This window comes from Pseudomonas sp. MD330_10 (genome assembly GCF_042610415.1).
GTDB lineage: Bacteria > Pseudomonadota > Gammaproteobacteria > Pseudomonadales > Pseudomonadaceae > Aquipseudomonas > Aquipseudomonas rhodesiae.
On sequence record NZ_JBHGZU010000011.1, the window covers coordinates 83,134 to 108,876 of the forward strand.

The following is a 25,743-nucleotide window of genomic DNA, read 5'->3' on the forward strand; positions in this document are numbered from 1 at the left end:
GGCTTGAGCCCTGCGCCGAACTAAACCTTCAGGGCCGCGATAAGGCCCGCCTGGTTTCAAGGGGAGCAACAAAATGATCAAACGCAACTTGCTGGTTATGGGCCTTGCCGTGCTGCTGAGCGCTTGCGGCTTCCAGCTGCGCGGCACGGGCACCAATGACCTGTCCATCAAAGAATTGGACGTCAGCGCCCGTAACTCTTATGGCGAAACCGTGACGCAACTGCGTCAGGTCCTGGAAAACAGCGGCGTACATGTCTACACCGGCGCGCCCTACAAGCTGGTACTGGTGGACGAGAAAGAAACCCAACGTAACCTGAGCTACGCCAGCGCAGGCCGTGCATCGGACATCGAACTGAGCAGCGTGCTCAGCTTTGAGGTGCAGGGCCGTGATCACCTGCCGTTGATGGGTGACAAGATTCAGATCCAGAAGGTAGTGAGCCACGACGGTAACAACCTGGTGGGTTCGGATTCGGAAGTCATTCAAGTGCGCAAGGAAATGCGTCGCGACCTGGTTCAACGCATGATGTTGCGCCTGCAACTGCTCACACCTGAGCAGCTGGAAGTGCTGCAACGCACCGCTGACGACAAGGCCAAGGCAGAAGCCGACGCGCTTAAAGCGGCACAAGAGTACGAAGACAACACGCCGAAACAATCGCCTGTCGAAGTACCGGTACCGGTTGAGTAAGCCAAATGGGGCGCCCCAGGCGCCCCGTTCGCCCTGCCTATGAAACTCGCTCCCGCCCAACTCGCCAAACACCTGCAAGGTGGCCTCGCGCCCGTCTACATTGTCAGCGGTGACGACCCGCTGCTGTGCCAGGAAGCCGCCGACGCCATTCGCACGGCTGCCCGCCAGCAAGGTTTCGATGAGCGCCAGGTCTTCAGCGCGGATGCCAGCTTCGACTGGGGCACCTTGCTGCAAGCCGGTGCGAGCATGTCGCTGTTCGCCGAAAAACGCCTGCTGGAACTGCGTCTGCCTTCAGGCAAGCCCGGCGACAAAGGCGCTGCGGCCCTGATGGAATACTGTGCACGCCCCGCCGAGGATACGGTGTTGCTGATCAGCCTGCCCAAACTCGACGGCAGTGCGCAGAAAACCAAATGGGGCAAGGCGCTGGTGGAAGGCGCGCAGACCCAGTTCATCCAGATCTGGCCGGTGGACAGTAACCAATTGCCGCAGTGGATTCGTCAGCGCCTGTCCCAATCGGGCCTGGCGGCGACTCAAGACGCGGTCGAGCTGATCGCTGCCCGGGTTGAAGGCAACTTGCTTGCCGCCGCCCAGGAAATCGAGAAGCTCAAGCTGATGGCCGAAGACGGGCAGATCACCGTCGAAACCGTCCAGGGCGCCGTGGCCGATAGCGCGCGCTTTGATGTGTTCGGGCTGGTGGATGCGATTCTCAACGGCGAACCTGCCCATGCCCTGCGCATGCTCGAAGGGCTGCGCGGCGAGGGGGTGGAGCCGCCGGTGATTCTCTGGGCCCTGGCCCGTGAGTTGCGGGTACTGGCCAATATTTCCCTGCAATACAGCCAAGGTACGCCGCTGGACAAATGTTTCAGCCAGGCACGACCACCGGTATGGGACAAACGCAAACCCCTGATGAGCAAAGCCCTGCAACGGCATTCGGCGCAACGCTGGGCGCAGCTTCTGCTCGAAGCACAGCGCATCGATGCGCAAATCAAGGGACAAGCGGCCGGTTCGCCGTGGATGAGCCTGAGTCGCTTGGCGCTGCTGATGTCCGGGCAACGCCTGACACTCCCCGCCGAATAGCCCTCCCATCTGTTGACCGCGTTAACATTTCAAAAACCTTGTCGGGCTTTACAGCGGCCAAACTTCGGCAGATGATTTGCGCCGTTGTAACCACCTACCGAGAGTACCGACCATGAGCAAAAAGCCATCCAAGCATGGCCCCAACAAGGCCAAATCCATCATCGCCCAGCCACTGTTCCGCAGCCGTCAGGAACGCGCCGGCAAGGGCAAAGGCAGCTACCGCCGCGAAGCCTTCCAGTCTAATAGCTGGGAGGCTTCTTACTTTCTGGCTGCCTGAAGGCAAGCGCCCCTCTGGCATGATAAGGTCTGCACCTGATTTGTAATCCCTGGACCTGTGCATGCCCTCTAGCCTTTCCCGTCGTTGGCACCTGCGCCAATTGATCGCTGCCTCCAGCCTCATTCTGCTCGTCGCCTGCGCGGAAAAACCTACCGCCGCCGACGCCCAGCCCTTGCAGACGCTTCAGCCCGCCCCTGTGGTAGCGCCCGCCGTTGTGGCTCCGCTGGCCGTGGACAACCTGGATATCCAACCGACCCAGACCTTCGCCGAATGGCAGGCTGGCTTCCGTGCAGAGGCGCTAAAGGCCGGTATCACCCCCGCTGTTTTCGATACTGCCTTTGCCAACGTCACGCCTGATATGGCGGTGATTCGCGCCGACCGCAGCCAGCCGGAATTTTCTCGCCCGGTGTGGGAATACCTCGACGGCGCCCTGTCACCGGTGCGCGTGCGCAATGGCCAGGCGTTGCTGATCAAGTACGCCGATATTCTGCAACGCATCGAGCAACGCTACGGTGTCGACCGTCAGGCACTGGTCTCGGTGTGGGGCATGGAGAGCAACTTCGGCCAGTTCCAGGGTAACAACTCGGTGATCCGCTCCCTGGCGACCCTGGCCTACGAAGGCCGCCGACCGGCGTTTGCCCAGGCACAATTGCTGGCGGCCCTGCAGATCATCCAGCATGGCGATATCGCAGCCGACCAGATGAAAGGCTCCTGGGCCGGGGCCATGGGCCAGACCCAGTTCATTCCCACCACCTACAACACCCACGCCGTGGACTTCGACGGCGACGGTCGCCGGGATATCTGGAACAGCCCGGCCGACGCCCTCGCCTCCACCGCGCACTACCTGCAAAGCTCCGGATGGCAGAAAGGCCAGCCGTGGGGCTTTGAGGTCAAACAACTGCCAAGCAACTTCGATTACGCCCTGGCCGATGGCGGCACGCGCAAGACCGTTGGCGAATGGCTGAAACTGGGCCTCCAGTTGCCGCCGGGCGCCAGCATGCCGCCCAACGTCGATCAATTGTCCGCCGCCCTGCTGCTACCTGCGGGCTACCGTGGGCCGGCGTTCCTGGTGCTGGACAACTTCCGCGCCATCCTCAAGTACAACAACTCGTCGTCTTATGCACTGGCGGTTGGCCTGCTGTCCGAACGGTTCGGCGGTGGCGGTGTGATTCGTGGCGATTGGCCCAAGGATGAACTGCCCCTGAGCCGTTCACAGCGCATTGAGCTGCAAACGGTACTCAGCGCTAAAGGCTACGACGCGGGCAACCCGGACGGCATCATCGGCGCCAATACCCGCAAGGCCATTCGCGCGGCGCAACAGGCACTGGGCTGGCCGGCGGATGGGTATCCGACGGTGAAGTTGCTGGAGTCGCTGCAAAACCGCTAGATCGGCTGATGGCGGCTAATGCTATCGGGGGCAAGCCCCCTCCCACAGTTGACCGAGTTGTCATGTCGAGCACTGATCAATGTGAGAGGGGGCTTGCCCCCTCCCACAGTTGACCGAGCTGTCATGTCGATCACTGATCAATTTGAGAGGGGGCTTGCCCCCTCTCACAGTTGACCGATCTGTCATGTCGATCACTGATCAATGTGGGAGGGGGCTTGCCCCCGATGGCGGTTTAGCGAGTGATCCCAGATTCAAAGTGTAACGACCACATCCTGCTCCAACACCACCCGCTGCTCCCCCGCATCCAGCCGCACCAACGCGCCCATCGGCAGGGTCAGGTTCGGATCGCAATGTCCACTGCGCCAGCCGGCCAGCACCGGAATGCATAACGGTTCAAATGTCTGTTTGAGCAGGCGCTCCAGCGCGACGTTATCCACACCCGCCACGTCCCCGACCAGCACCCCAGCTACCTGAGCCAACTTACCCGCCAGGCGCAAATGCGTGAGCAGACGATCGATGCGGTAGATCGGCTCGTTGACGTCTTCGATAAACAGGATGATGCCCTGCGCGTCGATTTCGTAAGGCGTGCCCATCACCGCCGCAATCATCGACAGGTTGCCCCCCAGCAAGCGCCCACAGGCGATGCCAGGCTCAATGGTGGTCAGCGGGTAGGCCGCAGGGTGCGTGATGAGGTTGCCCGCGCCCAGTTGACCACGCAGCAGGCTGAACAGTGAGGACTCGGTGGGTTGCTGCTTGTCGCCCAACAGGTCGGCATTGAGCATTGGCCCATGAAACGTCACGAAGCCCGCGTAGCGGTTGATGGCCAGGTGCAAGGCGGTGATGTCGCTGTAGCCGACGAAGGGTTTGGGGTTGGCGCGCAGCAGGTCGAAGTCCAGACAGTCCAACAGCCGTGGCGTGCCGTAGCCGCCCCGCAGGCAGAAGATCGCATCGATTTCAGGGTCGGCGAAGGCGGCGTGCAGGTCACGCAAGCGCACCTCATCGCTGCCGGCAAGGTAGCCGTCGCGCTCATACACCCCAGGGAAAATCCGCAGGTCGTAGCCGCGGGTGCGCATCCATCGGCCGGCCTTTTCAACATTCAGCGCGGCGGGACCGGCGGGAGCGATCAGGGCGATGGTGCCTTCAGAACGAAGGGCTGGAACGGCGGTTGTCATACACAACTCTCCCTGGTTAACGCACAACGAAATGTGGGAGGGGGCTTGGCCCGATAGCGGTGGATCAGGCAGCACATGAGTGACTGGCCTTTCGCTATCGGGGGCAAGCCCCCTCCCACATAAGCCCCTCGCATTCCGGATTTAAACTCCGATCAGGAGATCAGGCTTGCCTTGACCAGCTTGGCCTGCTCGTCGGCGTGGTACGAAGAACGCACCAGCGGGCCCGATGCCACGTTTTTGAAGCCCATCTTGTAGCCTTCCTCGGCGAACCAGGCGAAGGTGTCCGGGTGCACGAAACGCTGCACCGGCAAGTGGTTACGCGACGGTTGCAGGTACTGACCCAAGGTCAGCATGTCGATGTCGTGTTCGCGCATGCGCTTCATGACTTCGATCACTTCCTCATCGGTCTCGCCCAGGCCCAGCATCAGGCCGGATTTGGTCGGGATGTGCGGCATCATCTGCTTGAACTTCTGCAGCAGGGTCAACGACCACTGGTAGTCCGAACCGGGACGCGCGGCCTTGTACAGGCGTGGCACGGTTTCCAGGTTGTGGTTGAACACATCCGGCGGCTCGGCGGCGGTGATTTCCAACGCCACGTCCATACGGCCACGGTAGTCCGGCACCAGGGTTTCGAGCACAACGTTCGGCGACAGTTTGCGAATTTCGCGAATGCAGTCGGCAAAGTGCTGGGCACCGCCGTCACGCAAATCGTCGCGGTCCACCGAAGTGATCACCACGTACTTGAGTTTGAGGTCGGCGATGGCGATGGCCAGGCTTTCCGGCTCGTTGACGTCCAGTGGCTTCGGCCGGCCGTGGCCGACGTCGCAGAACGGGCAACGGCGGGTGCAGATGTCACCCATGATCATGAACGTGGCGGTGCCGCCGGAGAAACACTCACCCAGGTTCGGGCAGGAGGCTTCTTCGCACACACTGTGCAGCTTGTGTTTGCGCAGCAGGGCTTTGATACGGTCGACTTCCGGCGAGACAGGGATGCGCACGCGGATCCAGTCAGGCTTTTTCGGCAGTTCGGTGGTCGGAATGATCTTTACCGGGATGCGTGCAACCTTCTCGGCGCCGCGCAGCTTGACGCCGGCTTCCACCTTGGCACGCGGGGCCGGGGCCGGACGCTCGGTTACGTCCAGCGTCGGGATCATGGTTTGCACTGCATCAGTAGTCATAGTCAGTCGATTCCGCCCGTAAGGGTCGTCTGCTCAGCATAGTCGAGGTGTTTGACGAGCTGCGCGCGCAGCCGGGCACTTACCTCGGCAAATTTAATCGGTGTCACATGCTCGCTCAGCTGTGTCATCGCTAACCCGGCATAACCGCACGGGTTGATGCGCCGGAAGGGCGCCAGGTCCATGTCCACGTTCAGGGCCAGGCCATGAAAGGAACAACCGTGGCGAATCCGCAGCCCTAGGGAAGCGATTTTCGCGCCATCCACATACACCCCCGGAGCATCGGGCTTGGCCGCGGCGGTGACGCCGTAACTGGCCAATAGCTCGATCAGGCACGCCTCGATGCGGCTGACCAGATCACGCACACCAAACCCCAGCTTGCGCACATCCAACAATAGGTAAGCCACAAGCTGACCGGGGCCATGGTAAGTCACTTGGCCACCCCGGTCGACCTGCACCACCGGAATCTCCCCCGGCAGCAACAGATGTTCGGCCTTGCCGGCCTGGCCCTGGGTGAACACCGGTGGATGTTCCACCAGCCAGATCTCATCCGGCGCCGAGGTGCCGCGCTCGTTGGTGAAGCGCTGCATCGCATGCCAGACGGGCTCGTAGGCCATCTGGCCAAGTTCACGAAAGCCCAGGACCTGCGACATCACAACACCATGTGTACGAAGCCGGTGGCCCGCAATTCACTGTTGATGTTGTAGAGCTGGTCCTGATCCGTCGCCACGATGTGCAACTGGATCGTGGTGTATTTACCGTTGGTACTGGAGCGCTCGTCCACACGGTTGTCGTTGATCGTGGCGTGTTTACGCACAATGTCGAGGATCTTGTCTTTGTTGCCAACACCGGTATCGCTGATCACCTTGACGGGATAATCCGTCACCGGGAACTCGATCTTAGGCGCCTTCACTTCTTTATCGGTCATGGCAGAACGGCCTCGTAAGCGGTAAGCCGTGGCGACGGCAAAGCCCCGCGTCGGATCAACGCGGGGCTTTGCAGGTGCACACAATCAGTTGAACAAGCCGTAGAAGAATAGACGGATGCTATCCCACACGCGGCGGAAGATACCACCTTCGTCGACGGCGTCCAGGGCGATCAGGTCGGCGCTGTGCACCACCTTGTCGTCCAGTTTCACTTCGACTTTACCGATCACATCGCCCTTGGCGATTGGCGCGACCAATTGCGGATTCATGGTCATGCTGGCAGCGAGCTTTTTCAGCTGGCCTTTAGGCATGGTCAGGGTCAGGTCTTCGGCCAGGCCGGCCTTGACTTGGGAAGCCGCGCCTTTCCACACCGGGGCGGTCGCAAGCTCAGCACCCTTCTGGTAGAAGGTCTGGGTTTCGAAGAAACGGAAACCGTAGGTCAACAGCTTTTGCGTCTCGGCCGCACGGGCCTGCTCGCTGTTGGTACCGAACACCACGGCGATCAGGCGTTGGCCGTCACGTACCGCCGAGGACACCATGCAGTAGCCGGCCTCTTCGGTGTGGCCGGTTTTCAGACCGTCGACGGTCTTGTCGCGCCACAGCAGCAGGTTGCGGTTAGGCTGTTTGATGTTGTTCCAGAAGAACTCCTTCTGGGAGTAGATCGCGTAGTGCACCGGGTCGACGCGGATGATCGCGCGCGCCAGGATCGCCATGTCATGGGCCGACGAGTAGTGCTCTGGGTTCGGCAGACCGGTCGGGTTCATGAAGTGGCTGTTGGTCATGCCCAGATCGGCCACGGTTTTGTTCATCATGTCGGCGAACGCGTCTTCGCTGCCGGCGATGTGCTCGGCCAGGGCGACGCTGGCGTCGTTACCGGACTGGATGATGATGCCGTGCAGCAGGTCGCTGACGGTGACTTGGGAGCCCACCTTGATGAACATCCGCGAACCGCCGGTACGCCAGGCGTTTTCGCTGACGGTCACTGGGTCGTTTTCGCCGATCTGGCCGCGACGGATTTCCAGGGTCGCGATATAGGCGGTCATCAGCTTGGTCAGGCTGGCCGGCGGCAGGCGCTGGTCACCGTTGTTCTCGACCAGCACGTTGCCGCTGGCGGCATCCATGAGCACCCAGGCCTTGGCGGCCAGTTGCGGTGAAGCCGGCACCATTTCAACCGCCCAGGCGGCCGGGGTGATGATCAGCGAGATAAGCAGGCACGTGCGTTTGGCTAAGGTGGTGATGTTCATCCGTCTCTCGAAATTGCTTATGGAAACTTGCCCTCGCGGGCAAAACTTATTCAGACAGCCCGCTACCAGACTGTCGCGTGTTCGGTTGCCCGCTCACCCCTTGCTCCCGGGTTTTTATTGTTCAAACGAGCCAACAACCAGAGTTCAAGCCCGCGTACGTGCCTGAACTATCAATCCGTTACTGCTTACTCGGCGGTGACCACACTGGGTTGCCCCAGGTTGGCCAGACGCACACTGTTCTGCACTTGCGCCACCTCGCTCGGCGAGCCAATCGGGCCCATCCGCACGCGGTGCAAGGTTTGCTGGTTGCGCACGATGGAACTGATGAAGACCGGCGCATTGACCATGCTGCTGAGTTTGGACCTTAACAGTTCCGCCGCATCCGGGTTGGCGAAAGCGCCGACCTGCAGGTACTGCCCGCCCGCCACGGAAGCACCCGGCGCGGCCTGGGGCACGGCCACGGTGTCTGGGGCGTGCTGTTGCGGTGGCGGCGTCCACTGTTCGACCTTGCCGGCCGATGCGGTGATCTGCGGTTGCGGGGTCTGCGGCTCGTTGAGCATCAACGGCGCCGGCTTGCCACGCTGAGCCCAATACTGCGCCGGATCGATGCCTTCGACCTTGACCCGCGCAGTGCCGGTTTCGGCGTAGCCAAGCTTTTTGGCGGCGGCGTAGGACAAGTCGATGATACGGTCCGAGTAGAACGGCCCACGGTCATTGACCCGCAGGATCACCGTGCGGTGGTTGTCCAGGTTGGTCACGCGTACATAGCTGGGCAACGGCAAGGTCTTGTGGGCCGCGCTCATGCCGTACAGGTCATACACTTCGCCATTGGCGGTGTTCTGGCCATGGAACTTGGTGCCATACCAGGAGGCTGTGCCGGACTGCACGTAGGTCTTGGACTCTTGCAGCGGAAAGTAGGTCTTGCCCAGTACGGTGTACGGGTTGGCCTTGTAGGCGCCGGTGTGCAGGGTCGGCGTGGCGTCCGGGATTTTCGAGACATCCACGTCCCACCACGGCGCGCCGTCTTTGTGTGCGCGGTTGATGTCCAGGCCCGGTTGGGACCGAACCACCGCGCCGCCGGACTTCTGCGTCGGCGCGCGGCTGGTGGAACAACTGACAACCAGCAAGGACAACGCGGTGAACGCCACCAGCTTGAGCGGTTTATTGAACGGCGATGCCCGCATTACTTGTTGCCCCGTGCTTGGACCAGCATGTCTGACAGCTGATGCACGGCCATGGCGTACATCACACTGCGGTTATAACGCGTGATTGCGTAGAAATTCTTCAGGCCCATCCAGTATTCAGGGCCATTTTCGCCTTCCAGGCGGAATGCCGTTACCGGCGTGTCGTCGTGTGGCGCATTCTGACTCGACCAACCCAGCGCCCGCAACTCCCCGACGGTCTTGGCCGGCTCGATCCCCTGGGTCAGGCCTTCGTCGGCGCGCTCCCCGGTGACATCCGCGCGGACCACCACCGGCTCGCCAGCAACCCAGCCGTGGCGCTTGAAGTAGCTGGCCACGCTGCCGATGGCATCGTCGGGGTTGCTCCAGATATTGATGTGGCCGTCATTGTCGAAATCCACCGCGTAGGCGCGAAAGCTGCTCGGCATAAATTGCGGCAAGCCCATCGCTCCGGCGTAGGAGCCCTTGAGGGTCAGTGGATCGACCTGCTCTTCGCGGGCCAGCAGCAGGAATTCGCGCAGTTCCTTGCGGAAGAAGTCGGCACGGGGCGGGTAATCGAAGCCCAGGGTCGACAACGCGTCGATCACCCGGTAGCTGCCGGTGTTGCGCCCGTAGAAGGTTTCGATGCCGATGATCGACACAATCACCTGGGCCGGCACACCGTATTCCTGTTCGGCGCGGGCCAGGGCGGCCTCGTGCTCGCGCCAGAAGTCCACACCGCGGGCCACGCGGGCGTCGGTGAGGAACATCGGGCGATATTCTTTCCACTGTTTCACACGTTCAGCAGGGCGGGAAATGGCGTCGAGGATCGCCTGCTTGCGCTGGGCCTCGCGGAACACGCCCATCAACTGCTCACCGGCGAAACCGTAGTCGCGGGTCATTTCACCGACAAACTCGGCGACCTGAGGTGAACCATCGTAGTCACCGGCCAGGGTCTCCTGCGTTGCCCCCAGCAGCCCGATAAGGCCCACCCAGGACGCATGCCGAGTCGCCCAGCCGCGCATTACTTGCATTGACATCTTCACCTTATTCAAACCTGTGCGATCCACTTGCGATGCGTATGAATCGACATCAAAACCCCAAACGCTGACAGCAATGTCACCAGCGAAGTTCCGCCGTAGCTAATGAATGGCAACGGCACCCCAACCACCGGTAACAGGCCACTGACCATACCGATGTTGACGAAAACGTAAACAAAAAACGTCATGGTCAGCGCGCCGGCAAGCAATTTGCCGAACAGCGTCTGCGCTTGCGCGGTAATCACCAGGCCACGCCCGATCAACAACAGGTAGATCAGCAGCAACGCGCAGATCCCCACCAGGCCGAACTCTTCGCCCAATACGGCGATGATGAAGTCGGTGTGGCTCTCGGGCAGAAAGTCCAAGTGCGACTGGGTACCCAGCAACCAGCCTTTGCCGAAGACCCCACCCGAACCGATTGCCGCCTTGGACTGGATGATGTTCCAGCCGGTGCCCAAGGGATCGCTTTCCGGATCGAGGAACGTCAGGATCCGTTGCTTTTGATAGTCGTGCATAAAGAAGAACCACATCGCCACCGCCACCGGCACCGCAGCGGCCAGCACGCTGAGGATCCAGCGCCAGCGCAACCCGCCCATAAACAGCACGAACGCGCCGCCGGCCAGGATCAGCAGCGAGGTGCCGAGGTCGGGCTGGCGCACAATCAGGATAAACGGTACGCCGATCAGGATCAGGCTGATGCCTACGTGTTTGAGCTGCGGCGGCAGGGTGCGCTTGGACAGGTACCAGGCGATGGTCGCCGGCATCAGGATCTTCATGAATTCCGACGGCTGGAAGCGAATCACCCCTGGGATGTTGATCCACCGCGTCGCGCCCATGGCGTTGTGGCCCATCACGTCCACCACCACCAACAGCAACACCCCCGCCACATAGCCCAGCGGCACCCAGCGCGCCATGAAGCGCGGCTCCAGCTGAGCGATCACCACCATCGACAACAGGCCCAGGCCGAACGACGACGCTTGCTTGATCAGCAGGTCCCAGTTCTTGCCACTGGCCGAATACAGTACAAACAGACTGCCGGCCGCGAGGGTCAGCAACAGGATCAGCAACGGGCCGTCGATGTGCATGCGTTGCAGCAACGTCGCACGGCGACGCATCACATCCTCGCTGGAGAGGATGCGGTCAAAATTACTCTTCACTGGCCGTAACCTCGGGGCTTGAAGGGGGGCCGCCATATTCAGGCTTGAGCCTGCCGTCCTCGGCCAGAAGCCAGGCGTCCATCACCTGGCGCACCACGGGCGCGGCGACGCCGGAGCCGGACTCGCCGTTCTCAACCATCACCGCCACCACGATTTTCGGGTCGTCCGCCGGCGCAAAACCGACAAACAAGGCGTGGTCGCGGTGACGTTCCTGAACCTTGGAACGGTCGTATTTCTCGCCTTGCTTGATCGCCACCACCTGGGCGGTACCACTCTTGCCGGCGATGCGATATTGCGCACCGATCGCCGCCTTGCGCGCTGTGCCGCGCGCACCGTGCATCACCTGCTGCATGCCGTGGTTGACCTTGGTCCAGTCCGACGGGTCGCGCAGCACAATGTCCGGGATCGGGTTGTCATCCACCGGCTTCTCGCCTTCGATGGTCTTGGCCAGGTGCGGACGGTTCCACACGCCCTTGTTGGCCACCAGCGCCGTGGCCTGAGCCAGTTGCAGCGGCGTGGCCTGCATATAGCCCTGGCCGATCCCCAGGATCAGGGTTTCCCCCGGGAACCACGCCTGGCGGCGGGTCGCGCGCTTCCATTCCCGCGATGGCATCAAGCCTGGCGATTCTTCGAACATGTCCAGGGAAACTTTCTGACCGAGCCCGAACTTGCCCATGTAGGCAGACAGACGATCAATGCCCAGCTTGTGGGCAAGGTCATAAAAGTAAGTGTCGTTGGAGCGCATGATTGCGGTGTCCAGGTCGACATAACCGTCACCGGTACGGTTCCAGTTACGGTACTTGTGATCGTAATTGGGCAGCATGTAGTAACCGGGGTCGTACACCCGGCTGGAAGCGGTCACCACGCCAGCGTCCAGGCCGGCAATCGCCACCGCCGGTTTGATGGTCGAACCCGGTGGGTACAAGCCACGCAGCACACGGTTGAACAACGGCCGGTCGATGGAATCACGCAGCTCGGCGTACGCCTTGAAGCTGATACCGGTCACGAACAGGTTCGGGTCGAAGCTGGGTTGACTGACCATGGCCAGCACTTCGCCCGTCTTCGGGTCCAGCGCCACCACCGCGCCGCGTCGGCCGCCCAACGCCATCTCGGCCGCTTCCTGCAGCTTGATGTCCAGGCTCAGTACGATGTCCTTGCCCGGCACCGGGTCGGTACGCTTGAGCACGCGCAGCACACGGCCGCGGGCGTTGGTTTCAACTTCTTCGTAACCCACCTGGCCATGCAGCTCGGGCTCGTAGAAACGCTCGATGCCGGTCTTGCCGATATGATGGGTGCCGCTGTAATTCACCGGATCGAGGGTTTTCAGTTCTTTCTCGTTGATGCGCCCCATATAGCCGACGGAGTGAGCAAAGTGCGGCCCTTGCGGGTAGTGCCGCACCAACTGCGCCACCACTTCCACACCCGGCAGACGGAACTGGTTCACCGCGATCCGCGCGATCTGCTCTTCGGTCAGCTCGAACAGAATCGGCACCGGCTCGAATGGCCGGCGCCCCTGCCTCATGCGTTTTTCGAAGACCACCCGGTCTTCCGGCGTCAGCTGCAGGACTTCGACGATCACGTCGAGCACTTGCTGCCAATCGCCGGAACGTTCGCGGGTCATGCTCAGGCTGAAGCTGGGCCGGTTATCCGCCACGACAACGCCATTGCGGTCGAAAATCAGCCCACGGGTCGGCGGAATCGGCTGCACATGCACCCGGTTGTTTTCCGACAGCGTGGAGTGATAGTCGTACTGGATCACCTGCAGGAAATACAGGCGCGCAATCAACACCCCGATCAGCGCCACCACCATGATCGCGCCAAACACCACGCGCGCACGTACCAGACGTGCGTCTTTCTCATGGTCCTTGATGCGGATCGGCTGAGTCATCGGGAGGGGCGCAGACTATTTGTGGTAAGGGTGCCCGGACAGAACTGTCCAGGCGCGATACAGCTGTTCACCGATCAGAATCCTTACCAACGGGTGCGGCAACGTCAGTGCCGACAGCGACCAGCGCTGGTCCGCCCGCGCGCAGACTTCCGGCGCCAGCCCTTCGGGGCCACCGACCATGAAGTTGACCGTGCGCGAGTCCAGGCGCCAGCGATCCAGCTCCACCGCCAACTGCTCGGTGCTCCAGGGCTTGCCGTGCACTTCGAGGGTGACGATACGCTCATTGGGGCCGACCTTGGCCAGCATGGCTTCGCCTTCCTGACGGATAAAGCGCGCCACGTCGGCATTCTTGCCCCGGGTGTTGAGCGGTATTTCCACCAGTTCCAGCGACAACTCGGCGGGCAGACGCTTGGCATACTCGTGCCAGCCTTCTTCCACCCACTTGGGCATGCGTGAACCGACAGCAATCAGACGCAGGCGCACAGCCGTTCCTTATTCCTGGTCTTTGTTGAGCTTGTCGAAGTGAGCGTGGCCCACTTCCGGGCTGTGGTGCTTGCCATCGGCGGCACGGCTCTGCTCGGCGCCTTTCCACAGACGCTCCAGGTCGTAGAACTGGCGAGCGTTGGAAGTCATCATGTGGACGATTACGTCGTCCATGTCCAGCAGCACCCAATCACTGTCGCCCTTGCCTTCTTCACCCAACGGCTTGACGCCCTGGGCTTTGACGGCTTCGCGCACTTTGTCCAGCATCGCGCCGATCTGGCGGTTGGAGGTACCGGTGGCGATGATCATGTAGTCGGTGATGCTCTGCTTGTCGCGCACGTCCAGCACCTGGATGTCCTGGGCCTTCACGTCTTCCAGGGCCGCCACGGCGACTTTCACCAGCTCTTCGCCGACCAGTTCCGGACCGGTGTGGGCTTCTACCGGCAGAGGGGCGCTTTTGAACGTGCCTTTGCGCTTAACTTTGCTTACGTCTTTGTTGGTCATATAAAACTCGTTTTGCTCGTATGTTCGGGCGCTCGCTGTACGACTGTTCGTACCTTCAAGCACGCCTTTTCAGTTCGACGCACGGTAAAGCCCGTGCGCATCGATGTAGGCCAGGACCGCGTCAGGCACCAGGAACCGTACCGACTTACCGCTGGCCAGCAGTTGACGGATCTGGGTGGCGGACACCGCAAGCGGGGTCTGCCAGACGAATGCAATATTCCCGTTCGGCCCGGTCAGGGCCAAGGGGTCACTTACCGACCGCGCGGCCAGCAGGTTGCGCAAGGCATCCGGCGGTTCGCTGTCGGCATCCGGGCGTTGCAAAACCAGGATGTGGCAATGCTGGAGGAGATCCTCCCAGCGATGCCAAGAGGGCAGGCCGCAAAATGCGTCCCAGCCCAAAAGCAGAAACAACTGGTCGTCCGCGGCCAGTTCGGCGCGCATCAGTTCCAGGGTGTCGACAGTGTAGGACGGTTTATCGCGCTTGAGCTCGCGGTCGTCCACCACCAACGGTGCAATGCCTTCCACCGCCAGGCGCACCATTTCCAGACGCTGCTGGGGCGACACTTGCGGCGTGTCGCGATGGGGCGGCCGGAAATTGGGGATCAGGCGCAGTTCATCCAGCGCCAGTGCGTCCGCCACTTCCAGAGCGCTGCGCAGATGGCCGATGTGCACAGGATCGAAGGTACCGCCGAGCAGCCCAATGCGCTTAGCCATCAAGTGCGCACGTGTCCGTCGCCGAACACCACGTACTTCTCGCTGGTCAGGCCTTCCAGGCCCACCGGGCCACGTGCGTGGAGCTTATCGGTGGAAATCCCGATCTCCGCGCCCAAGCCGTACTCGAAACCGTCGGCAAAGCGCGTCGAGGCATTGACCATCACCGAAGCGGAGTCCACTTCGGTGAGGAAGCGCCGGGCATCGCTGAAATGCTCGGACACGATCGCATCGGTGTGCTTGGAACCGTAGGTGTTGATGTGCTCGATGGCCTGATCCAGGTCGTCAACGATGCGGATCGATAGGATCGGCGCCGTGTATTCGGTGTACCAGTCCTGCTCGGTGGCTTCGATCACGTCGGCGCCCAGCAACGCGCGGGTACGCTCGCAACCGCGCAGTTCCACGCCCTTGTCGCGGTAGATCGCGGCCAACGGCGGCAATACGCGCTCGGCTATGCCGGCGTGCACCAACAGGGTTTCCATGGTGTTGCACGGCGCATAGCGATGGGTCTTGGCGTTGTCGGCGATGCGGATCGCCTTGTCGATATCGGCCGCAATGTCGATGTACACATGGCACACGCCGTCCAGGTGCTTGATCACTGGCACCTTGGCATCGCGGCTCACGCGTTCGATCAGGCTCTTGCCGCCGCGCGGCACGATGACGTCGACGAATTCCGGCATGGTGATCAACGCACCAACGGCGGCGCGGTCGGTGGTTTCCACCACTTGCACCACTTCGGCCGGCAACTCGGCCACGGCCAGGCCCTGCTGGATGCACGCGGCGATGGCACGGTTGGAATGGATAGCCTCGGAGCCGCCGCGCAGGATGGAGGCGTTGCCGGATTTGAGGCACAGGCTTGCGGCGTCGATGGTCACGTTAGGACGCGACTCGTAGATGATGCCGATCACGCCCAGGGGCACGCGCATCTTGCCCACCTGGATGCCGGACGGCAGGTAACGCATATCGCGGATTTCACCGATGGGGTCAGGCAGCTTGGCTACCTGACGCAGGCCTTCGATCATGTCGTCGATACGCGCCGGGGTCAGTGCCAGGCGGTCCAGCAGGGCCGGCTCCAGGCCATTGGCACGGCCGTTGGCCAGATCCTGTTCGTTGGCGGCGGTCAGCTCGGAGCGCGAGGCATCCAGAGCGTCGGCGGCCGCCAGCAGGGCGCGATTTTTCTGCGCAGTGCTCGCACGGGCGATCAACCGCGACGCCTGGCGGGCAGCGCGACCCAGGCGGGTCATGTAGTCAAGAACGGACTCAGTCATGGTCGGGGAGTCTTGGCAAAGAGGAAAGCGGCAGATTATAGCCGTGACGCCGCCCGACTGACAGCGGTGAGGGGCGGATGGTCGAAATGAACTGTAAAAACATGAGCTTCAGCCGTAATTAAGGTGGGAGTTGTTATCATCCGGTCACATTTAGCCGTAATAACTGCCGACGCCATGCCCAGTTCCGCTCTTCCAACCCCCGCCAGCGCCCTGCCCGACAGCTTCTTCGACCGCGATGCGCAAGTGCTCGCGCGTGAATTGCTCGGAAAAGTCATTCGCCACCGAGTCGGCGAAACCTGGCTTTCGGCGCGAATTATCGAAACCGAAGCTTATTACGCGGCCGAAAAGGGCAGCCACGCGTCTCTCGGTTACACAGAAAAGCGTAAGGCTTTGTTTCTGGATGGGGGGCACATCTACATGTATTACGCCCGTGGCGGCGATTCTCTGAATTTCAGCGCCCATGGCCCAGGCAATGCGGTGCTGATCAAATCCGCCTATCCATGGGTCGACGAAATCACCGGCCCAGCCAGCCTGGCGCAGATGCTGCTGAACAACCCGGACGCCAAAGGTCTGCCCCGCCCTTCGCACAAGCTGTGCGCGGGCCAGACGCTGTTGTGCAAGGCGCTGGGGCTGAAGGTGCCGATGTGGGACGCCAAACGGTTTGACCAAGAACTGCTTTACGTCGAAGACGTCGGCCAGACCCCGACGCAGATCATCCAGACCACCCGCCTGGGCATCCCCAGCGGGCGTGACGAACACCTGATGTACCGCTTCGTCGATGCTGGCTACGCGCCTTATTGCACGCGGAACCCGTTGCGCCGAGGCCAGGTCGAAGGCCGCGACTATTTTTTGCTGTGAATTCCCAAGAACACCGATGGAGTGGATTGTATGGGCCAATGGCTCGATAGCATTACCGGCTGGCTGAGCATCAACCCTCAATGGCTGGCCGTGGCGGTGTTCATCGTCGCGTGCGTGGAGTGCCTGGCGATTGCCGGCTTGATCGTACCGGGTACGGTGCTGCTGTTCGCTATCGCCGCCTTGGCCGGTAGCGGCGCGCTGTCCTTGAGCGAGACGCTGCTGCTGGGGTTCCTCGGCGGCTTGCTCGGCGATGGGGTTTCCTACTTTCTGGGACGACATTTCCATCAGAACATACGGCGTTTGCCCGGCTTACGTCATCACCCCGAATGGATGAACGGCGCCGAGACCTACTTTCACAAATACGGGATCGCCAGCCTGCTGGTCGGCCGTTTTATCGGCCCGCTACGCCCCATGCTGCCGATGGTGGCCGGCATGTGCGACATGCCGTTCCCGCGTTTCGCCGGGGTGAGCATTCTGGCGGCGGCGGGTTGGTCGGTGGCCTATTTGCTGCCGGGTTGGGCGACCGGCGCCGCGTTCCGCTTGCCGTTGCCGGAAGGGTTCTGGCCGGAAGCGGCTGTGGTCGCAGGGTGCCTTGCGGTCGTGATCGGGCTAAGCCTGAATAGCAGCCTGCGGGGGCATCGTCGCGCCACGTTATGGATAGGCGGCGCCAGCCTGACGTTATTGATCGCGCTGTTTATCGGCTATCACTCGCTGGACAATTTTGACCATGGCCTGAGTGCGCTGGTGCAGGAGCATCGCAGCCCTTGGCTGGATGAAGTAATGGTGCGGATCACTCAACTGGGCGAATTCAAAAAGATGTTTTTCGCCAGTGCGGTGTTCACCGGCTTGCTGGTATTGGCGCGGCAATGGCGTCATGCGCTGTTTGTCGGTGCCACGCTGGCGGGGTCTGCGCTTATCAATACCGGGACCAAACTGTTTTTCGCTCGCGGCCGTCCGGAAATCCTCACGGAGCCGTTGACCAGTTTCAGTATGCCCAGCGGCCATGCGTCCGGCGCGTTCGCGTTTTTCCTGGCGCTGGCGGTCCTGGCCGGTCGCGGCCAGCCCACGCGGCTGCGCCTGACCTGGATGCTGCTGGGCTGTATTCCGGCGGCATTCATCGCACTGTCGCGGGTCTACCTCGGCGCCCATTGGCCCACGGACATCCTCGCCGGCACGTTGCTGGCAATGACGGTGTGCGCGTTCAGCCTGGGGCTTAGCGAATATCGAAGCCCCTTGCCCGCCATGCCACGGAAAACTTGGTGGCTGCTACTACCGGCGCTGGTGGCGGTGCTGAGTTTTATCGCGCTGGCGGGCACATCCCATGCCCTGTTGCGCTACGCCTATTAAGTGAACAGCTCGCCCTGAAGTTCGTCGAGCAGGACTTGGATCATATCCAAGCGCTGTTGCGGACTGTCCATTTCCAGCAGCTTGATCTTGTCGTCATCGGTGAACGGCAGCAAATACGCCAGCTGGTTGGCCAACGCTTGTTGGCCCTGAGCGTTGGTGTCCATGTCCAATGAGGCGACCATCGGGTGTTCGGCCAGGACCTGAAGCAAGGCCAGCAGGTCTTCGTCCTCTTCTTCAAGGGCGCTGTCCGGTTGCTCATCCAGCCAGCGCACCTCGCCCACCAGCAACTGGTCTTTCTGCACCGTGACGTCAGACACATGAAAACGTCGCCCGCCCTCAACCCGAATGCCCAGCAGGCCGTTGTCCTGCTGTTTGAAGTCGCGGATCAGCGCTTCACAACCGACCACCGCGTAAGCGTCCGTCATATCGTCGGCCCTGGCTTCTCCAAGGATGCACACCACCCCGAAACCTTCGCCCTTCTTCATACAGCGCCCGATCATATCGAGGTAGCGCGCCTCGAAGATCTGCAGGTCGAGCGTGCAGCCAGGAAACAGCACGGTATTGAGTGGAAACAGCGCCAGATTCATAAAGCGTTCCTTAAACCCGGTTTAAACAATGACCGACACGGCCAGCGGCAGGAACACCGCCGTAGCCACGCCCATCAAACTCATGGCAAGCGCCGCGAAGGCGCCACACTCTTCGCTTTCCTGCAAGGCCACCGAAGTACCGACGGCATGGGCGGTCATGCCCAGGGCCATGCCACGCGCCTCGGCGCTTTGAACGCCCAGACGCGACAACAACGCCGGGCCGACCATCGCGCCGACCACGCCGGTGATCAACACAAATACCGCCGCCAGCGCCGCCACGCCGCCGATCTGCTCGGCCACCAGCATGGCGATCGGCGACGTCACCGACTTGGGCGCCATGGTCATCAGCACCATGTGTTCGGCGCCAAACCACCATCCCAGCAGCACGCACAGACCGGTGGCGAAGACCCCACCTATCACCAGCGTAGTAAAAATCGGCCAGAACAATTGGCGAATCCGCCGCAAATTCAGGTACAGCGGCACTGCCAGGGCCACCGTCGCCGGGCCCAAGAGGATGCCCATGATCTCGGTGCTCTTGCGGTACTCGGCGTAGCTCAGGCCACAGCTGAGCAACACACCGATCACCAGCAGCATCGACACCAACACCGGTTGCAGGAAGATCCAGCGGGTTTTCTCGAAGCCCGCCAGCACCAGTTGATAGGCGCCCAGGGTGATACCGATCCCGAACAAGGGATGATGAATCACTGCCGTCCAGGCTCCGTGCCAGTCGAAGATCATTGGCCCTCCTCCTCACTGGCATGCCGCTTGGCCAAACGCTCCATCATCACGCCGATCACGGCCATGGCAATTACCAGCGACAACACGAGGGCGCCGACAATAGCCCAGAAATCCGCAGCAATAGCCTTGGCATACACCATCACCCCGACTGCCGGCGGCACCAGCAGCAACGGCAGGTAGCGCAACAGGCTGCTGGCGGCCAGGCTCAAGGGCTCACCCACCTCGCCGCGCCACACCAGAAAGCCAAGCATCAGCAGCAGGCCAATGATGGGCCCCGGCAGAACCGGCAACAGCAAATGATTGAGCGCCGTGCCGATCAGTTGAAACAGCACCAGCCACGTCAGGCCACGTAACAGCATCCGTCCTCTCCCCTTTAAAAACCGTCCGCATTATAAGCACGCTGGCGCTATGCCCAGGCATTCGCCATAAGCATGGTGGGTTGACCGAGCTGATGGGCCATGATGATCTACAGTGGATCTCTGTCACCCATAAAAGCCCCGCCGCCACTGGATAAATACATGGCTGTGCCGGGATAAAACCGATGAACCAAGGAGAGACGCAATGCCCTATGTACCCGTAGCGCAGCTCAACGATTATGTCGGCAAGGAACTGGGACGTTCCGAATGGCTCACCATCGACCAGGCCCGTATCAACCTGTTCGCGGAGGCCACCGGCGATCATCAGTTCATCCACGTTGACCCGATCAAGGCCGCGCAGACGCCGTTCGGCAGCACCATCGCCCATGGGTTTCTATCGCTGTCACTGATGCCGAAGTTGATGGAAGACATCCTGATCGTGCCTGAGGGCCTGAAAATGGCGATCAATTATGGCCTCGACAGCGTGCGCTTCATCCAGCCGGTGAAAGTCAATTCCAAGGTACGCCTGAACGTCACGCTCACTGACGTCACCGAGAAAAAGCCCGGCCAATGGCTGTTCAAGGCCACCGCCACCCTGGAGATCGAAGGCCAGGAAAAACCCGCTTACATTGCCGAGTCCCTATCGCTCTGCTTCGTATAAGGGTTTGCCTGTGGTGAGGCACGCACACTCACCACAGGGTATGTAAATTTATGTATGAAACTCGCAGCTGCGGCATACTCGGCGCTCAATTATCCGGATCCCGCTATGCGCCCACTCGCCCCTCTTGCACTTGTCCTGTTGCTCACCGCTTGCGGAGATGGCGAATCGCTGTTGCCGCCGGATGCGCGCCTGCCCGATGGCGGCCGTTACCGGGGCGATGTGGTCAATGGTTTGCTGCAAGGCCAGGGCCGCGTGGATTACCCCAACGGCAGTTGGTACGCCGGCACGTTCGACAAGGGCCAGTGGCACGGTCAGGGTGAATGGCATGGTAGTAACGGCGAGGTCTATAAAGGGCAGTTCAAGCAGGGCCTGTTCGACGGCCAAGGCAGCCTGACCACCGCTGGCAGCCAGTATGTGGGCGGGTTCAAGAACGGTCGTCGCCATGGCGAAGGCACCCTCAAAGAAGGGCAGATGACCTACCGTGGCGAGTTCAAGGACGACCAATATTCCGGCCTCGGTCGCCTGGAACTGGCCGACGGCAGCCAGTATCAAGGCCAGTTCGCCCACGGTAAACCCAATGGCGAAGGCCAGCGCAACGACGACAGCGGCAACCAGTTCAGCGGCCACTTCGTCGATGGCCAACTGGAAGGCAACGGCACCTTCAACAGCGCCGATGGCGACATCTACATCGGCCAATTCAAACAGAACCAGCTCAACGGCAAGGGCCGTTACGAAAACGCCGATGGTGACGTATGGATCGGCCAGTTCAAGGAAGGCGCGCTGACCGGTAAGGGCGAGTTGATCGGCGCGGATGGCAGCCACTATGTCGGCGAGTTCGCCGACTGGCGCTTTAGTGGACAAGGCCGCTTGAACCTCACCGACGGCAGTTTCTATATCGGTGGCTTCGACAGCGATAACTACCAGGGCCGTGGCACCCTCGTACTCACCGACGGCACCGTACAGGCCGGCACCTGGGTCAATGGCATGCGCGTACGCGACGCGGAGGGCAAGTTATTACCCGACCCGTTAGAAATCGGCGTTCTGGCCCAAGGCCATCTGCTCGATGCCGCTCTCGCGGCCGTACCGGCCTCCACCCCCGCCGTCGAGCTGTACACCCTGGTGTTGGCCGGTGACGGCAAACAGAGCGTGTTCCTGCGCGAAGCCGATTACGTCAGCAATCTGCTGGCGGTCCGCTTTGGCGCACGCGGGCAGATTCGCCTGGTCAATCACCGCGACCACATCGCAGACCGCCCGCTGGCCACCCGCGAGAGCCTGCGCCGCTCCGTGCAAACCTTGGCTGATCGCACTGGGCCGGAAGACCTGGTGTTCATCTACCTGACCAGCCACGGCACCCATGAACATGAACTGGTACTGGACCAACCGCGCATGGAGCTGGCCGACCTGCCCGCCGACGAACTGGCGGCCGTAATGGCGCCGCTGAAAAACCGCGACAAAATTATTGTGATTTCCGCCTGTTACTCCGGCGGGTTCATCCCCGCGCTGAAAGACGACCGCACCCTGATCATGACGGCGTCGCGCGCCGACCGCGTGTCCTTCGGTTGTTCCGAAGAAGCCGACTTTACCTACTTCGGCGACGCCCTCTTCGCCCAGGCGCTCAACCAGACCGACGATTTGCAACAGGCCTTCAAGCTGGCCCAAGGGCATGTGAGCGAACGTGAGCAGGCGGACAACTTCGAAGCGTCCGAGCCACAGATATGGGCCCCCAAAGGCGTGATCACCCATTGGCAACTATTACGTAAACAGCAGGCACGAAAGGCGCTCGAAAGCGTCTCAATGAATAGCAAGGAAGCCAAAGGCAACTAAGCTGAACCGTGTAACAAGGGGGAAACACCATGTACCTGACGCCTCAGCATATTTTGCTTGCCGGAGCCTCCGGCCTAACGGGCGAACACCTGCTCGACCGCCTGCTCAACGAACCCACCGTCACCCGTGTACTCGCGCCCAGCCGCAAACCGCTAGCCGAACATCCGCGCCTGGAAAACCCGGTGGGCGACCCAGCGGTGTTCCTGCCCCGGCTCAGCGGCCAGGTAGACATTGCTTTCTGCTGCCTGGGCACCACCATCAAGCAAGCAGGCTCCGAAGAAGCGTTCCGCGCGGTGGACCTGGACATGGTGGTGACTTTCGCCAAGCGAGCCCGGGAAATGGGCGCGCGGCACCTGATCGTGATCAGCGCGATTGGCGCCGATCCGAAGTCTTCGATCTTCTACAACCGCGTGAAAGGGGAAATGGAAGAAGCGCTCAAAGCTCAGGACTGGCCACAACTGACCATCGTGCGCCCGTCGTTGCTGCTGGGCGAACGCCTCAAACCGCGCCTGGCAGAACAACTGGCCGGCCCGCTGTCGCGTCTGATTCCGGGTAAATACCACGGCATCGAAGTGTGCGAACTGGCCCGCGCCATGTGGCGCTTGGCACTGGAAGAGCAAGACGGGGTGCGGGTGGTGGAGTCGGACGAACTGCGCAAGCTCGGTAAATAAACCCAAATGTGGGAGGGGGCTTGCCCCCGATGGCGGAAGAACAACTGAGCTATAAACCCAGGTTAAAGCCCGCCCGTGGCGTTGAACCCCACCCCCAGCACCGTCAACACCGACAGTGGCAACAGCAAGGTGTCGAGCAACGCACTGGCCGGCAGGTCGACGCCGGGATAGCTCGGCGCCTCGGCCCCAAACCGGTCCTTGGCGCAGCAGCCGCCATTCATCGCATATAAATCCAAACGCGTGCCGGCATACACCACCGGCGCGTTCGGCTTGGCTGCGTCCAACGTGCGCGCCGTGGCGCAGCCGGTCAGGTGCAACGCCAGCAGCACCAGCAGCGCCTTATTCATCGCTGCTCAAATGGTGCTCGCCCCACCGCGGCAGCATGTCTTGGGGGATATTCAACAGATTGAGAATGCGCGCCACTACAAAATCCACCAGATCATCGATGGTTTGCGGCTGGTGATAGAAGCCTGGCGACGCCGGCAAAATCGTCACGCCCATATTCGATAGCTTGAGCATGTGTTCCAGGTGAATGCTCGAATACGGCGCCTCGCGCGGCACCAGGATCAGTTGGCGCCGCTCCTTCAAGGTCACGTCCGCCGCGCGCTCGATCAAATTGTTGCAGGCGCCTGTGGCAATCGCCGACAAGGTCCCGGTAGAACACGGCACCACCACCATCGCCGCCGGGGCTCCGGAGCCCGAGGCCACCGGCGACATCCAATCTTCCTTGCCGTAGACCTTGATCTGCCCCGCCGCCGCACCGGTGTACTCGGTGAGAAAGGCTTGCATCGATTGCACCTTGGCGGGCAGCGCCACATCGGTCTCGGTGGCCAGCACCAATTGCGCGGCTTTGGAAATCAAGAAGTGCACCTCCCGGTCCTCGCGCACCAGGCAATCGAGCAAGCGCAAGCCATAGGGGGCGCCGGATGCGCCGGTCATCGCCAGGGTGACGCGTTCCGGCCCGCTCATTTCAGGGCCTCGGCCAGTTTGCCATGCAGGCCGCCGAAACCACCGTTGCTCATGACCACTACATGGGTGCCCGGCGTGGCTTTTTGTTTGACGAACGCAATGATGCCTTCGATGGAGTCGCACACTTGCGAAGGCACTGTGCACTGCGCGGCAATGGCCGGCAGGTCCCAGCCGAGGTTGGCCGGGGCGTACCACACGGCCTGGTCGGCATCATTGACGCTTTCCGGCAAGCCGTCGCGGTGGGCGCCGAGCTTCATGGAATTGGAGCGCGGTTCGACAATCGCGATGATCGGCGCATCACCGACCTGTTTGCGCAGGCCGTCGAGGGTGGTGGCAATGGCCGTCGGGTGGTGGGCAAAGTCGTCGTAGATGGTAATGCCATTCACGTCGGCGACTTTTTCCATCCGGCGCTTCACGCTTTTAAATGCGCTCAACGCCACAATGCCCATGGCCGGAACCACGCCCACATGCCGCGCCGCCGCCACGGTCACCAATGCGTTGGCCACGTTGTGCTGACCGGTCATGTCCCAATCGACAACACCTTGGGCCTCGCCTTCGAACAGCACCTCAAATCGCGAGCCGTCGTCACTGAGCAACTTGACCTGCCACTGGCCGCCAACACCGGTGGTTTGCACCGGGGTCCAGCAGCCCATGTCGATCACTCGCTGCAGGGCCGGTTCGGTGGTCGGGTGGATCACCAGGCCCTCGCTCGGAATGGTGCGCACCAAATGGTGGAACTGCCGTTCGATCGCCGCCAGATCAGGGAAGATATCCGCGTGATCGAATTCCAAATTGTTCAATATCGCTGTGCGCGGGCGGTAGTGCACGAACTTGGAACGCTTGTCGAAGAAAGCGCTGTCGTATTCATCCGCCTCGATCACGAAAAACGGGGTCTCGCCCAGACGCGCCGATACCGAGAAGTTCTGCGGCACGCCGCCGATCAGGAAGCCCGGGCTCATGCCCGCATGCTCCAACACCCAGGCCAGCATGCTGCTGGTGGTGGTCTTGCCGTGGGTGCCCGCAACAGCCAATACCCAGCGACCTTGCAACACATGATCCGCCAGCCACTGCGGGCCGGACACATAAGGTAAGCCTTTATTGAGCACGTACTCGACCGCCGGGTTGCCACGGGACATGGCGTTGCCGATCACGACCAGGTCCGGGACCGGATCGAATTGCGCCGGGTCGTAGCCTTGGGTCAACTCAATGCCCTGAGCTTCCAGTTGCGTGCTCATGGGTGGGTAAACATTGGCATCGGAGCCGGTGACATGATGGCCCAGCTCTTTGGCCAGAACCGCCATCGAGCCCATGAACGTGCCGCAAATACCGAGAATATGAATGTGCATAGTTGACCTCGTAAAACATCGAGGCAGGTTAGCGCAGGGGGCGGGAAATCGCACCTTTTATACAGCAGACGCCCAGCGCAGTAGCGGGGGCCTGCACCTAGCGTGTGCGCCTCGGCGAATACAGGTAACTGCTGAAAAAACACACCCTAGGTGAGGACAGTTATAGTGCCCCTACTTAGGGTGTGCTATTGCTGAACAACAGTGAAAGCAGTTGCCCCGTTTAACCGAGCAA

28 protein-coding genes are annotated in these 25,743 nt (G+C 61.5%); 9 read left to right on the top strand and 19 right to left on the bottom strand.

Going from position 1 to position 25,743, the window contains the following annotated elements; translation table 11 throughout:
* Positions 1-73: 73 nt before the first annotated feature.
* The 4 genes from lptE to ACFZPT_RS18130 all read left to right on the top strand — a co-directional run bounded on the left by lptE (position 74) and on the right by ACFZPT_RS18130 (position 3,426).
* Positions 74-685 (top strand): LPS assembly lipoprotein LptE, encoded by a 612-nt coding sequence (gene lptE, locus ACFZPT_RS18115; protein ID WP_034115198.1) that lies wholly within the window; start codon positions 74-76, stop codon positions 683-685.
* A 39-nt stretch (positions 686-724) separates the two neighbouring features.
* Entirely contained in the window at positions 725-1,762 is a 1,038-nt protein-coding gene (gene holA, locus ACFZPT_RS18120; protein ID WP_034100905.1) for a DNA polymerase III subunit delta, read from the top strand.
* Positions 1,763-1,874: 112 nt separating this feature from the next.
* Positions 1,875-2,039: an alternative ribosome rescue factor ArfA gene (gene arfA / locus ACFZPT_RS18125; RefSeq protein ID WP_003176285.1), complete on the top strand. Its 165-nt coding sequence runs from the start codon at positions 1,875-1,877 to the stop codon at positions 2,037-2,039.
* 61 nt (positions 2,040-2,100) lie between these two features.
* Positions 2,101-3,426 (top strand): lytic murein transglycosylase, encoded by a 1,326-nt coding sequence (locus ACFZPT_RS18130; protein WP_034100906.1) that lies wholly within the window; start codon positions 2,101-2,103, stop codon positions 3,424-3,426.
* Positions 3,427-3,677: 251 nt separating this feature from the next.
* Here ACFZPT_RS18130 and ACFZPT_RS18135 read toward each other — a convergent pair whose 3' ends face one another.
* The 13 genes from ACFZPT_RS18135 to ACFZPT_RS18195 form a co-directional block, all read right to left on the bottom strand.
* Positions 3,678-4,598 (bottom strand): LD-carboxypeptidase, encoded by a 921-nt coding sequence (locus tag ACFZPT_RS18135; RefSeq protein WP_034115204.1) that lies wholly within the window; start codon positions 4,596-4,598, stop codon positions 3,678-3,680.
* Positions 4,599-4,750: 152 nt separating this feature from the next.
* The gene (gene lipA / locus ACFZPT_RS18140; RefSeq protein ID WP_162276709.1) at positions 4,751-5,752 is read right to left on the bottom strand and encodes a lipoyl synthase; all 1,002 of its coding nucleotides are present in this window, start codon (positions 5,750-5,752) and stop codon (positions 4,751-4,753) included.
* 26 nt (positions 5,753-5,778) lie between these two features.
* The gene (gene lipB, locus ACFZPT_RS18145) at positions 5,779-6,426 is read right to left on the bottom strand and encodes a lipoyl(octanoyl) transferase LipB (RefSeq protein WP_034115206.1); all 648 of its coding nucleotides are present in this window, start codon (positions 6,424-6,426) and stop codon (positions 5,779-5,781) included.
* Positions 6,426-6,701, bottom strand: coding sequence for a DUF493 domain-containing protein (locus ACFZPT_RS18150; RefSeq protein WP_034100910.1), 276 nt, complete (start codon positions 6,699-6,701; stop codon positions 6,426-6,428). The genes lipB and ACFZPT_RS18150 overlap by 1 nt, the downstream gene beginning before the upstream one ends.
* Positions 6,702-6,785: 84 nt before the next feature.
* On the bottom strand, positions 6,786-7,943 hold the full coding sequence (locus tag ACFZPT_RS18155) for a D-alanyl-D-alanine carboxypeptidase family protein (RefSeq protein WP_034100911.1): 1,158 nt from the start codon (positions 7,941-7,943) through the stop codon (positions 6,786-6,788).
* Positions 7,944-8,128: 185 nt separating this feature from the next.
* The gene (locus tag ACFZPT_RS18160; RefSeq protein ID WP_034115208.1) at positions 8,129-9,127 is read right to left on the bottom strand and encodes a septal ring lytic transglycosylase RlpA family protein; all 999 of its coding nucleotides are present in this window, start codon (positions 9,125-9,127) and stop codon (positions 8,129-8,131) included.
* The gene (gene mltB / locus ACFZPT_RS18165) at positions 9,127-10,137 is read right to left on the bottom strand and encodes a lytic murein transglycosylase B (RefSeq protein ID WP_034100913.1); all 1,011 of its coding nucleotides are present in this window, start codon (positions 10,135-10,137) and stop codon (positions 9,127-9,129) included. The genes ACFZPT_RS18160 and mltB overlap by 1 nt, the downstream gene beginning before the upstream one ends.
* Before the next feature lie 17 nt (positions 10,138-10,154).
* Positions 10,155-11,258 carry a rod shape-determining protein RodA gene (gene rodA / locus ACFZPT_RS18170; protein WP_015886065.1) on the bottom strand — a complete coding sequence of 368 codons (1,104 nt, stop codon included), beginning with the start codon at positions 11,256-11,258 and terminating at the stop codon, positions 10,155-10,157.
* Positions 11,259-11,289: 31 nt separating this feature from the next.
* Positions 11,290-13,188, bottom strand: coding sequence for a penicillin-binding protein 2 (gene mrdA / locus ACFZPT_RS18175; protein WP_034115209.1), 1,899 nt, complete (start codon positions 13,186-13,188; stop codon positions 11,290-11,292).
* Positions 13,189-13,203: 15 nt separating this feature from the next.
* On the bottom strand, positions 13,204-13,671 hold the full coding sequence (rlmH, locus tag ACFZPT_RS18180) for a 23S rRNA (pseudouridine(1915)-N(3))-methyltransferase RlmH (protein ID WP_003176297.1): 468 nt from the start codon (positions 13,669-13,671) through the stop codon (positions 13,204-13,206).
* Between the two features lie 9 nt (positions 13,672-13,680).
* The gene (gene rsfS / locus ACFZPT_RS18185; protein WP_034100916.1) at positions 13,681-14,175 is read right to left on the bottom strand and encodes a ribosome silencing factor; all 495 of its coding nucleotides are present in this window, start codon (positions 14,173-14,175) and stop codon (positions 13,681-13,683) included.
* A gap of 69 nt (positions 14,176-14,244) precedes the next feature.
* Positions 14,245-14,889, bottom strand: coding sequence for a nicotinate-nucleotide adenylyltransferase (gene nadD, locus ACFZPT_RS18190; protein WP_034115210.1), 645 nt, complete (start codon positions 14,887-14,889; stop codon positions 14,245-14,247).
* Positions 14,889-16,154, bottom strand: coding sequence for a glutamate-5-semialdehyde dehydrogenase (locus ACFZPT_RS18195; protein ID WP_034115211.1), 1,266 nt, complete (start codon positions 16,152-16,154; stop codon positions 14,889-14,891). The genes nadD and ACFZPT_RS18195 overlap by 1 nt, the downstream gene beginning before the upstream one ends.
* 174 nt (positions 16,155-16,328) lie before the next feature.
* Between ACFZPT_RS18195 and ACFZPT_RS18200 the strand changes: the two genes are divergently transcribed.
* A complete protein-coding gene (locus tag ACFZPT_RS18200; RefSeq protein WP_034115212.1) occupies positions 16,329-17,012 on the top strand; it encodes a DNA-3-methyladenine glycosylase in 684 nt (227 codons plus the stop codon).
* Positions 17,013-17,042: 30 nt separating this feature from the next.
* Positions 17,043-18,359 (top strand): bifunctional DedA family/phosphatase PAP2 family protein, encoded by a 1,317-nt coding sequence (locus ACFZPT_RS18205; protein WP_034100920.1) that lies wholly within the window; start codon positions 17,043-17,045, stop codon positions 18,357-18,359.
* On the opposite strand, the gene ACFZPT_RS18210 is transcribed toward ACFZPT_RS18205, so the two are convergent.
* From ACFZPT_RS18210 to ACFZPT_RS18220, 3 genes are read right to left on the bottom strand one after another with little or no spacing between them, the layout of a single operon-like run.
* A complete protein-coding gene (locus tag ACFZPT_RS18210; protein ID WP_034100921.1) occupies positions 18,356-18,946 on the bottom strand; it encodes an LON peptidase substrate-binding domain-containing protein in 591 nt (196 codons plus the stop codon). The two genes, ACFZPT_RS18205 and ACFZPT_RS18210, sit on opposite strands and share 4 nt — an antisense overlap.
* Positions 18,947-18,967: 21 nt before the next feature.
* Entirely contained in the window at positions 18,968-19,684 is a 717-nt protein-coding gene (locus tag ACFZPT_RS18215) for an LrgB family protein (protein WP_034115213.1), read from the bottom strand.
* Entirely contained in the window at positions 19,681-20,043 is a 363-nt protein-coding gene (locus ACFZPT_RS18220) for a CidA/LrgA family protein (RefSeq protein ID WP_034100923.1), read from the bottom strand. The genes ACFZPT_RS18215 and ACFZPT_RS18220 overlap by 4 nt, the downstream gene beginning before the upstream one ends.
* A 202-nt stretch (positions 20,044-20,245) precedes the next feature.
* Between ACFZPT_RS18220 and ACFZPT_RS18225 the strand changes: the two genes are divergently transcribed.
* The 3 genes from ACFZPT_RS18225 to ACFZPT_RS18235 all read left to right on the top strand — a co-directional run bounded on the left by ACFZPT_RS18225 (position 20,246) and on the right by ACFZPT_RS18235 (position 23,196).
* Complete coding sequence (locus ACFZPT_RS18225) at positions 20,246-20,701, top strand: MaoC family dehydratase (protein WP_099313206.1); 456 nt, start codon at positions 20,246-20,248, stop codon at positions 20,699-20,701.
* Positions 20,702-20,806: 105 nt separating this feature from the next.
* Positions 20,807-22,525: a C13 family peptidase gene (locus ACFZPT_RS18230; RefSeq protein ID WP_034115215.1), complete on the top strand. Its 1,719-nt coding sequence runs from the start codon at positions 20,807-20,809 to the stop codon at positions 22,523-22,525.
* Positions 22,526-22,554: 29 nt separating this feature from the next.
* Positions 22,555-23,196 (top strand): oxidoreductase, encoded by a 642-nt coding sequence (locus tag ACFZPT_RS18235; protein WP_034115216.1) that lies wholly within the window; start codon positions 22,555-22,557, stop codon positions 23,194-23,196.
* Positions 23,197-23,258: 62 nt separating this feature from the next.
* On the opposite strand, the gene ACFZPT_RS18240 is transcribed toward ACFZPT_RS18235, so the two are convergent.
* Genes ACFZPT_RS18240 through mpl form a run of 3 tightly spaced genes read right to left on the bottom strand, consistent with a single transcriptional unit; the run spans position 23,259 to position 25,511 of the window.
* Positions 23,259-23,543: a YceK/YidQ family lipoprotein gene (locus tag ACFZPT_RS18240; protein WP_034100927.1), complete on the bottom strand. Its 285-nt coding sequence runs from the start codon at positions 23,541-23,543 to the stop codon at positions 23,259-23,261.
* Positions 23,536-24,165 (bottom strand): flavin prenyltransferase UbiX, encoded by a 630-nt coding sequence (gene ubiX, locus ACFZPT_RS18245; protein ID WP_034100928.1) that lies wholly within the window; start codon positions 24,163-24,165, stop codon positions 23,536-23,538. Before ubiX ends, ACFZPT_RS18240 begins: the two co-directional genes overlap by 8 nt.
* Positions 24,162-25,511, bottom strand: a complete 1,350-nt coding sequence (gene mpl / locus ACFZPT_RS18250; RefSeq protein WP_034115217.1) for a UDP-N-acetylmuramate:L-alanyl-gamma-D-glutamyl-meso-diaminopimelate ligase — start codon at positions 25,509-25,511, stop codon at positions 24,162-24,164. The genes ubiX and mpl overlap by 4 nt, the downstream gene beginning before the upstream one ends.
* Positions 25,512-25,743 lie beyond the last annotated feature (232 nt).

Excerpts from the sequence above, each read along its gene's own strand:
- lptE (WP_034115198.1), top strand. The coding sequence starts at position 74 with ATGATCAAACGCAACTTGCTGGTTATGGGCCTTGCCGTGCTGCTGAGC.
- holA (WP_034100905.1), top strand. The coding sequence starts at position 725 with ATGAAACTCGCTCCCGCCCAACTCGCCAAACACCTGCAAGGTGGCCTC.
- arfA (WP_003176285.1), top strand. The coding sequence starts at position 1,875 with ATGAGCAAAAAGCCATCCAAGCATGGCCCCAACAAGGCCAAATCCATC.
- ACFZPT_RS18130 (WP_034100906.1), top strand. The coding sequence starts at position 2,101 with ATGCCCTCTAGCCTTTCCCGTCGTTGGCACCTGCGCCAATTGATCGCT.
- ACFZPT_RS18135 (WP_034115204.1), bottom strand. The coding sequence starts at position 4,598 with ATGACAACCGCCGTTCCAGCCCTTCGTTCTGAAGGCACCATCGCCCTG.
- lipA (WP_162276709.1), bottom strand. The coding sequence starts at position 5,752 with ATGATCCCGACGCTGGACGTAACCGAGCGTCCGGCCCCGGCCCCGCGT.
- lipB (WP_034115206.1), bottom strand. The coding sequence starts at position 6,426 with ATGTCGCAGGTCCTGGGCTTTCGTGAACTTGGCCAGATGGCCTACGAG.
- ACFZPT_RS18150 (WP_034100910.1), bottom strand. The coding sequence starts at position 6,701 with ATGACCGATAAAGAAGTGAAGGCGCCTAAGATCGAGTTCCCGGTGACG.
- ACFZPT_RS18155 (WP_034100911.1), bottom strand. The coding sequence starts at position 7,943 with ATGAACATCACCACCTTAGCCAAACGCACGTGCCTGCTTATCTCGCTG.
- ACFZPT_RS18160 (WP_034115208.1), bottom strand. The coding sequence starts at position 9,127 with ATGCGGGCATCGCCGTTCAATAAACCGCTCAAGCTGGTGGCGTTCACC.
- mltB (WP_034100913.1), bottom strand. The coding sequence starts at position 10,137 with ATGCAAGTAATGCGCGGCTGGGCGACTCGGCATGCGTCCTGGGTGGGC.
- rodA (WP_015886065.1), bottom strand. The coding sequence starts at position 11,258 with ATGCGTCGCCGTGCGACGTTGCTGCAACGCATGCACATCGACGGCCCG.
- mrdA (WP_034115209.1), bottom strand. The coding sequence starts at position 13,188 with ATGACTCAGCCGATCCGCATCAAGGACCATGAGAAAGACGCACGTCTG.
- rsfS (WP_034100916.1), bottom strand. The coding sequence starts at position 14,175 with ATGACCAACAAAGACGTAAGCAAAGTTAAGCGCAAAGGCACGTTCAAA.
- nadD (WP_034115210.1), bottom strand. The coding sequence starts at position 14,889 with ATGGCTAAGCGCATTGGGCTGCTCGGCGGTACCTTCGATCCTGTGCAC.
- ACFZPT_RS18195 (WP_034115211.1), bottom strand. The coding sequence starts at position 16,154 with ATGACTGAGTCCGTTCTTGACTACATGACCCGCCTGGGTCGCGCTGCC.
- ACFZPT_RS18200 (WP_034115212.1), top strand. The coding sequence starts at position 16,329 with ATGCCCAGTTCCGCTCTTCCAACCCCCGCCAGCGCCCTGCCCGACAGC.
- ACFZPT_RS18205 (WP_034100920.1), top strand. The coding sequence starts at position 17,043 with ATGGGCCAATGGCTCGATAGCATTACCGGCTGGCTGAGCATCAACCCT.
- ACFZPT_RS18210 (WP_034100921.1), bottom strand. The coding sequence starts at position 18,946 with ATGAATCTGGCGCTGTTTCCACTCAATACCGTGCTGTTTCCTGGCTGC.
- ACFZPT_RS18215 (WP_034115213.1), bottom strand. The coding sequence starts at position 19,684 with ATGATCTTCGACTGGCACGGAGCCTGGACGGCAGTGATTCATCATCCC.
- ACFZPT_RS18220 (WP_034100923.1), bottom strand. The coding sequence starts at position 20,043 with ATGCTGTTACGTGGCCTGACGTGGCTGGTGCTGTTTCAACTGATCGGC.
- ACFZPT_RS18225 (WP_099313206.1), top strand. The coding sequence starts at position 20,246 with ATGCCCTATGTACCCGTAGCGCAGCTCAACGATTATGTCGGCAAGGAA.
- ACFZPT_RS18230 (WP_034115215.1), top strand. The coding sequence starts at position 20,807 with ATGCGCCCACTCGCCCCTCTTGCACTTGTCCTGTTGCTCACCGCTTGC.
- ACFZPT_RS18235 (WP_034115216.1), top strand. The coding sequence starts at position 22,555 with ATGTACCTGACGCCTCAGCATATTTTGCTTGCCGGAGCCTCCGGCCTA.
- ACFZPT_RS18240 (WP_034100927.1), bottom strand. The coding sequence starts at position 23,543 with ATGAATAAGGCGCTGCTGGTGCTGCTGGCGTTGCACCTGACCGGCTGC.
- ubiX (WP_034100928.1), bottom strand. The coding sequence starts at position 24,165 with ATGAGCGGGCCGGAACGCGTCACCCTGGCGATGACCGGCGCATCCGGC.
- mpl (WP_034115217.1), bottom strand. The coding sequence starts at position 25,511 with ATGCACATTCATATTCTCGGTATTTGCGGCACGTTCATGGGCTCGATG.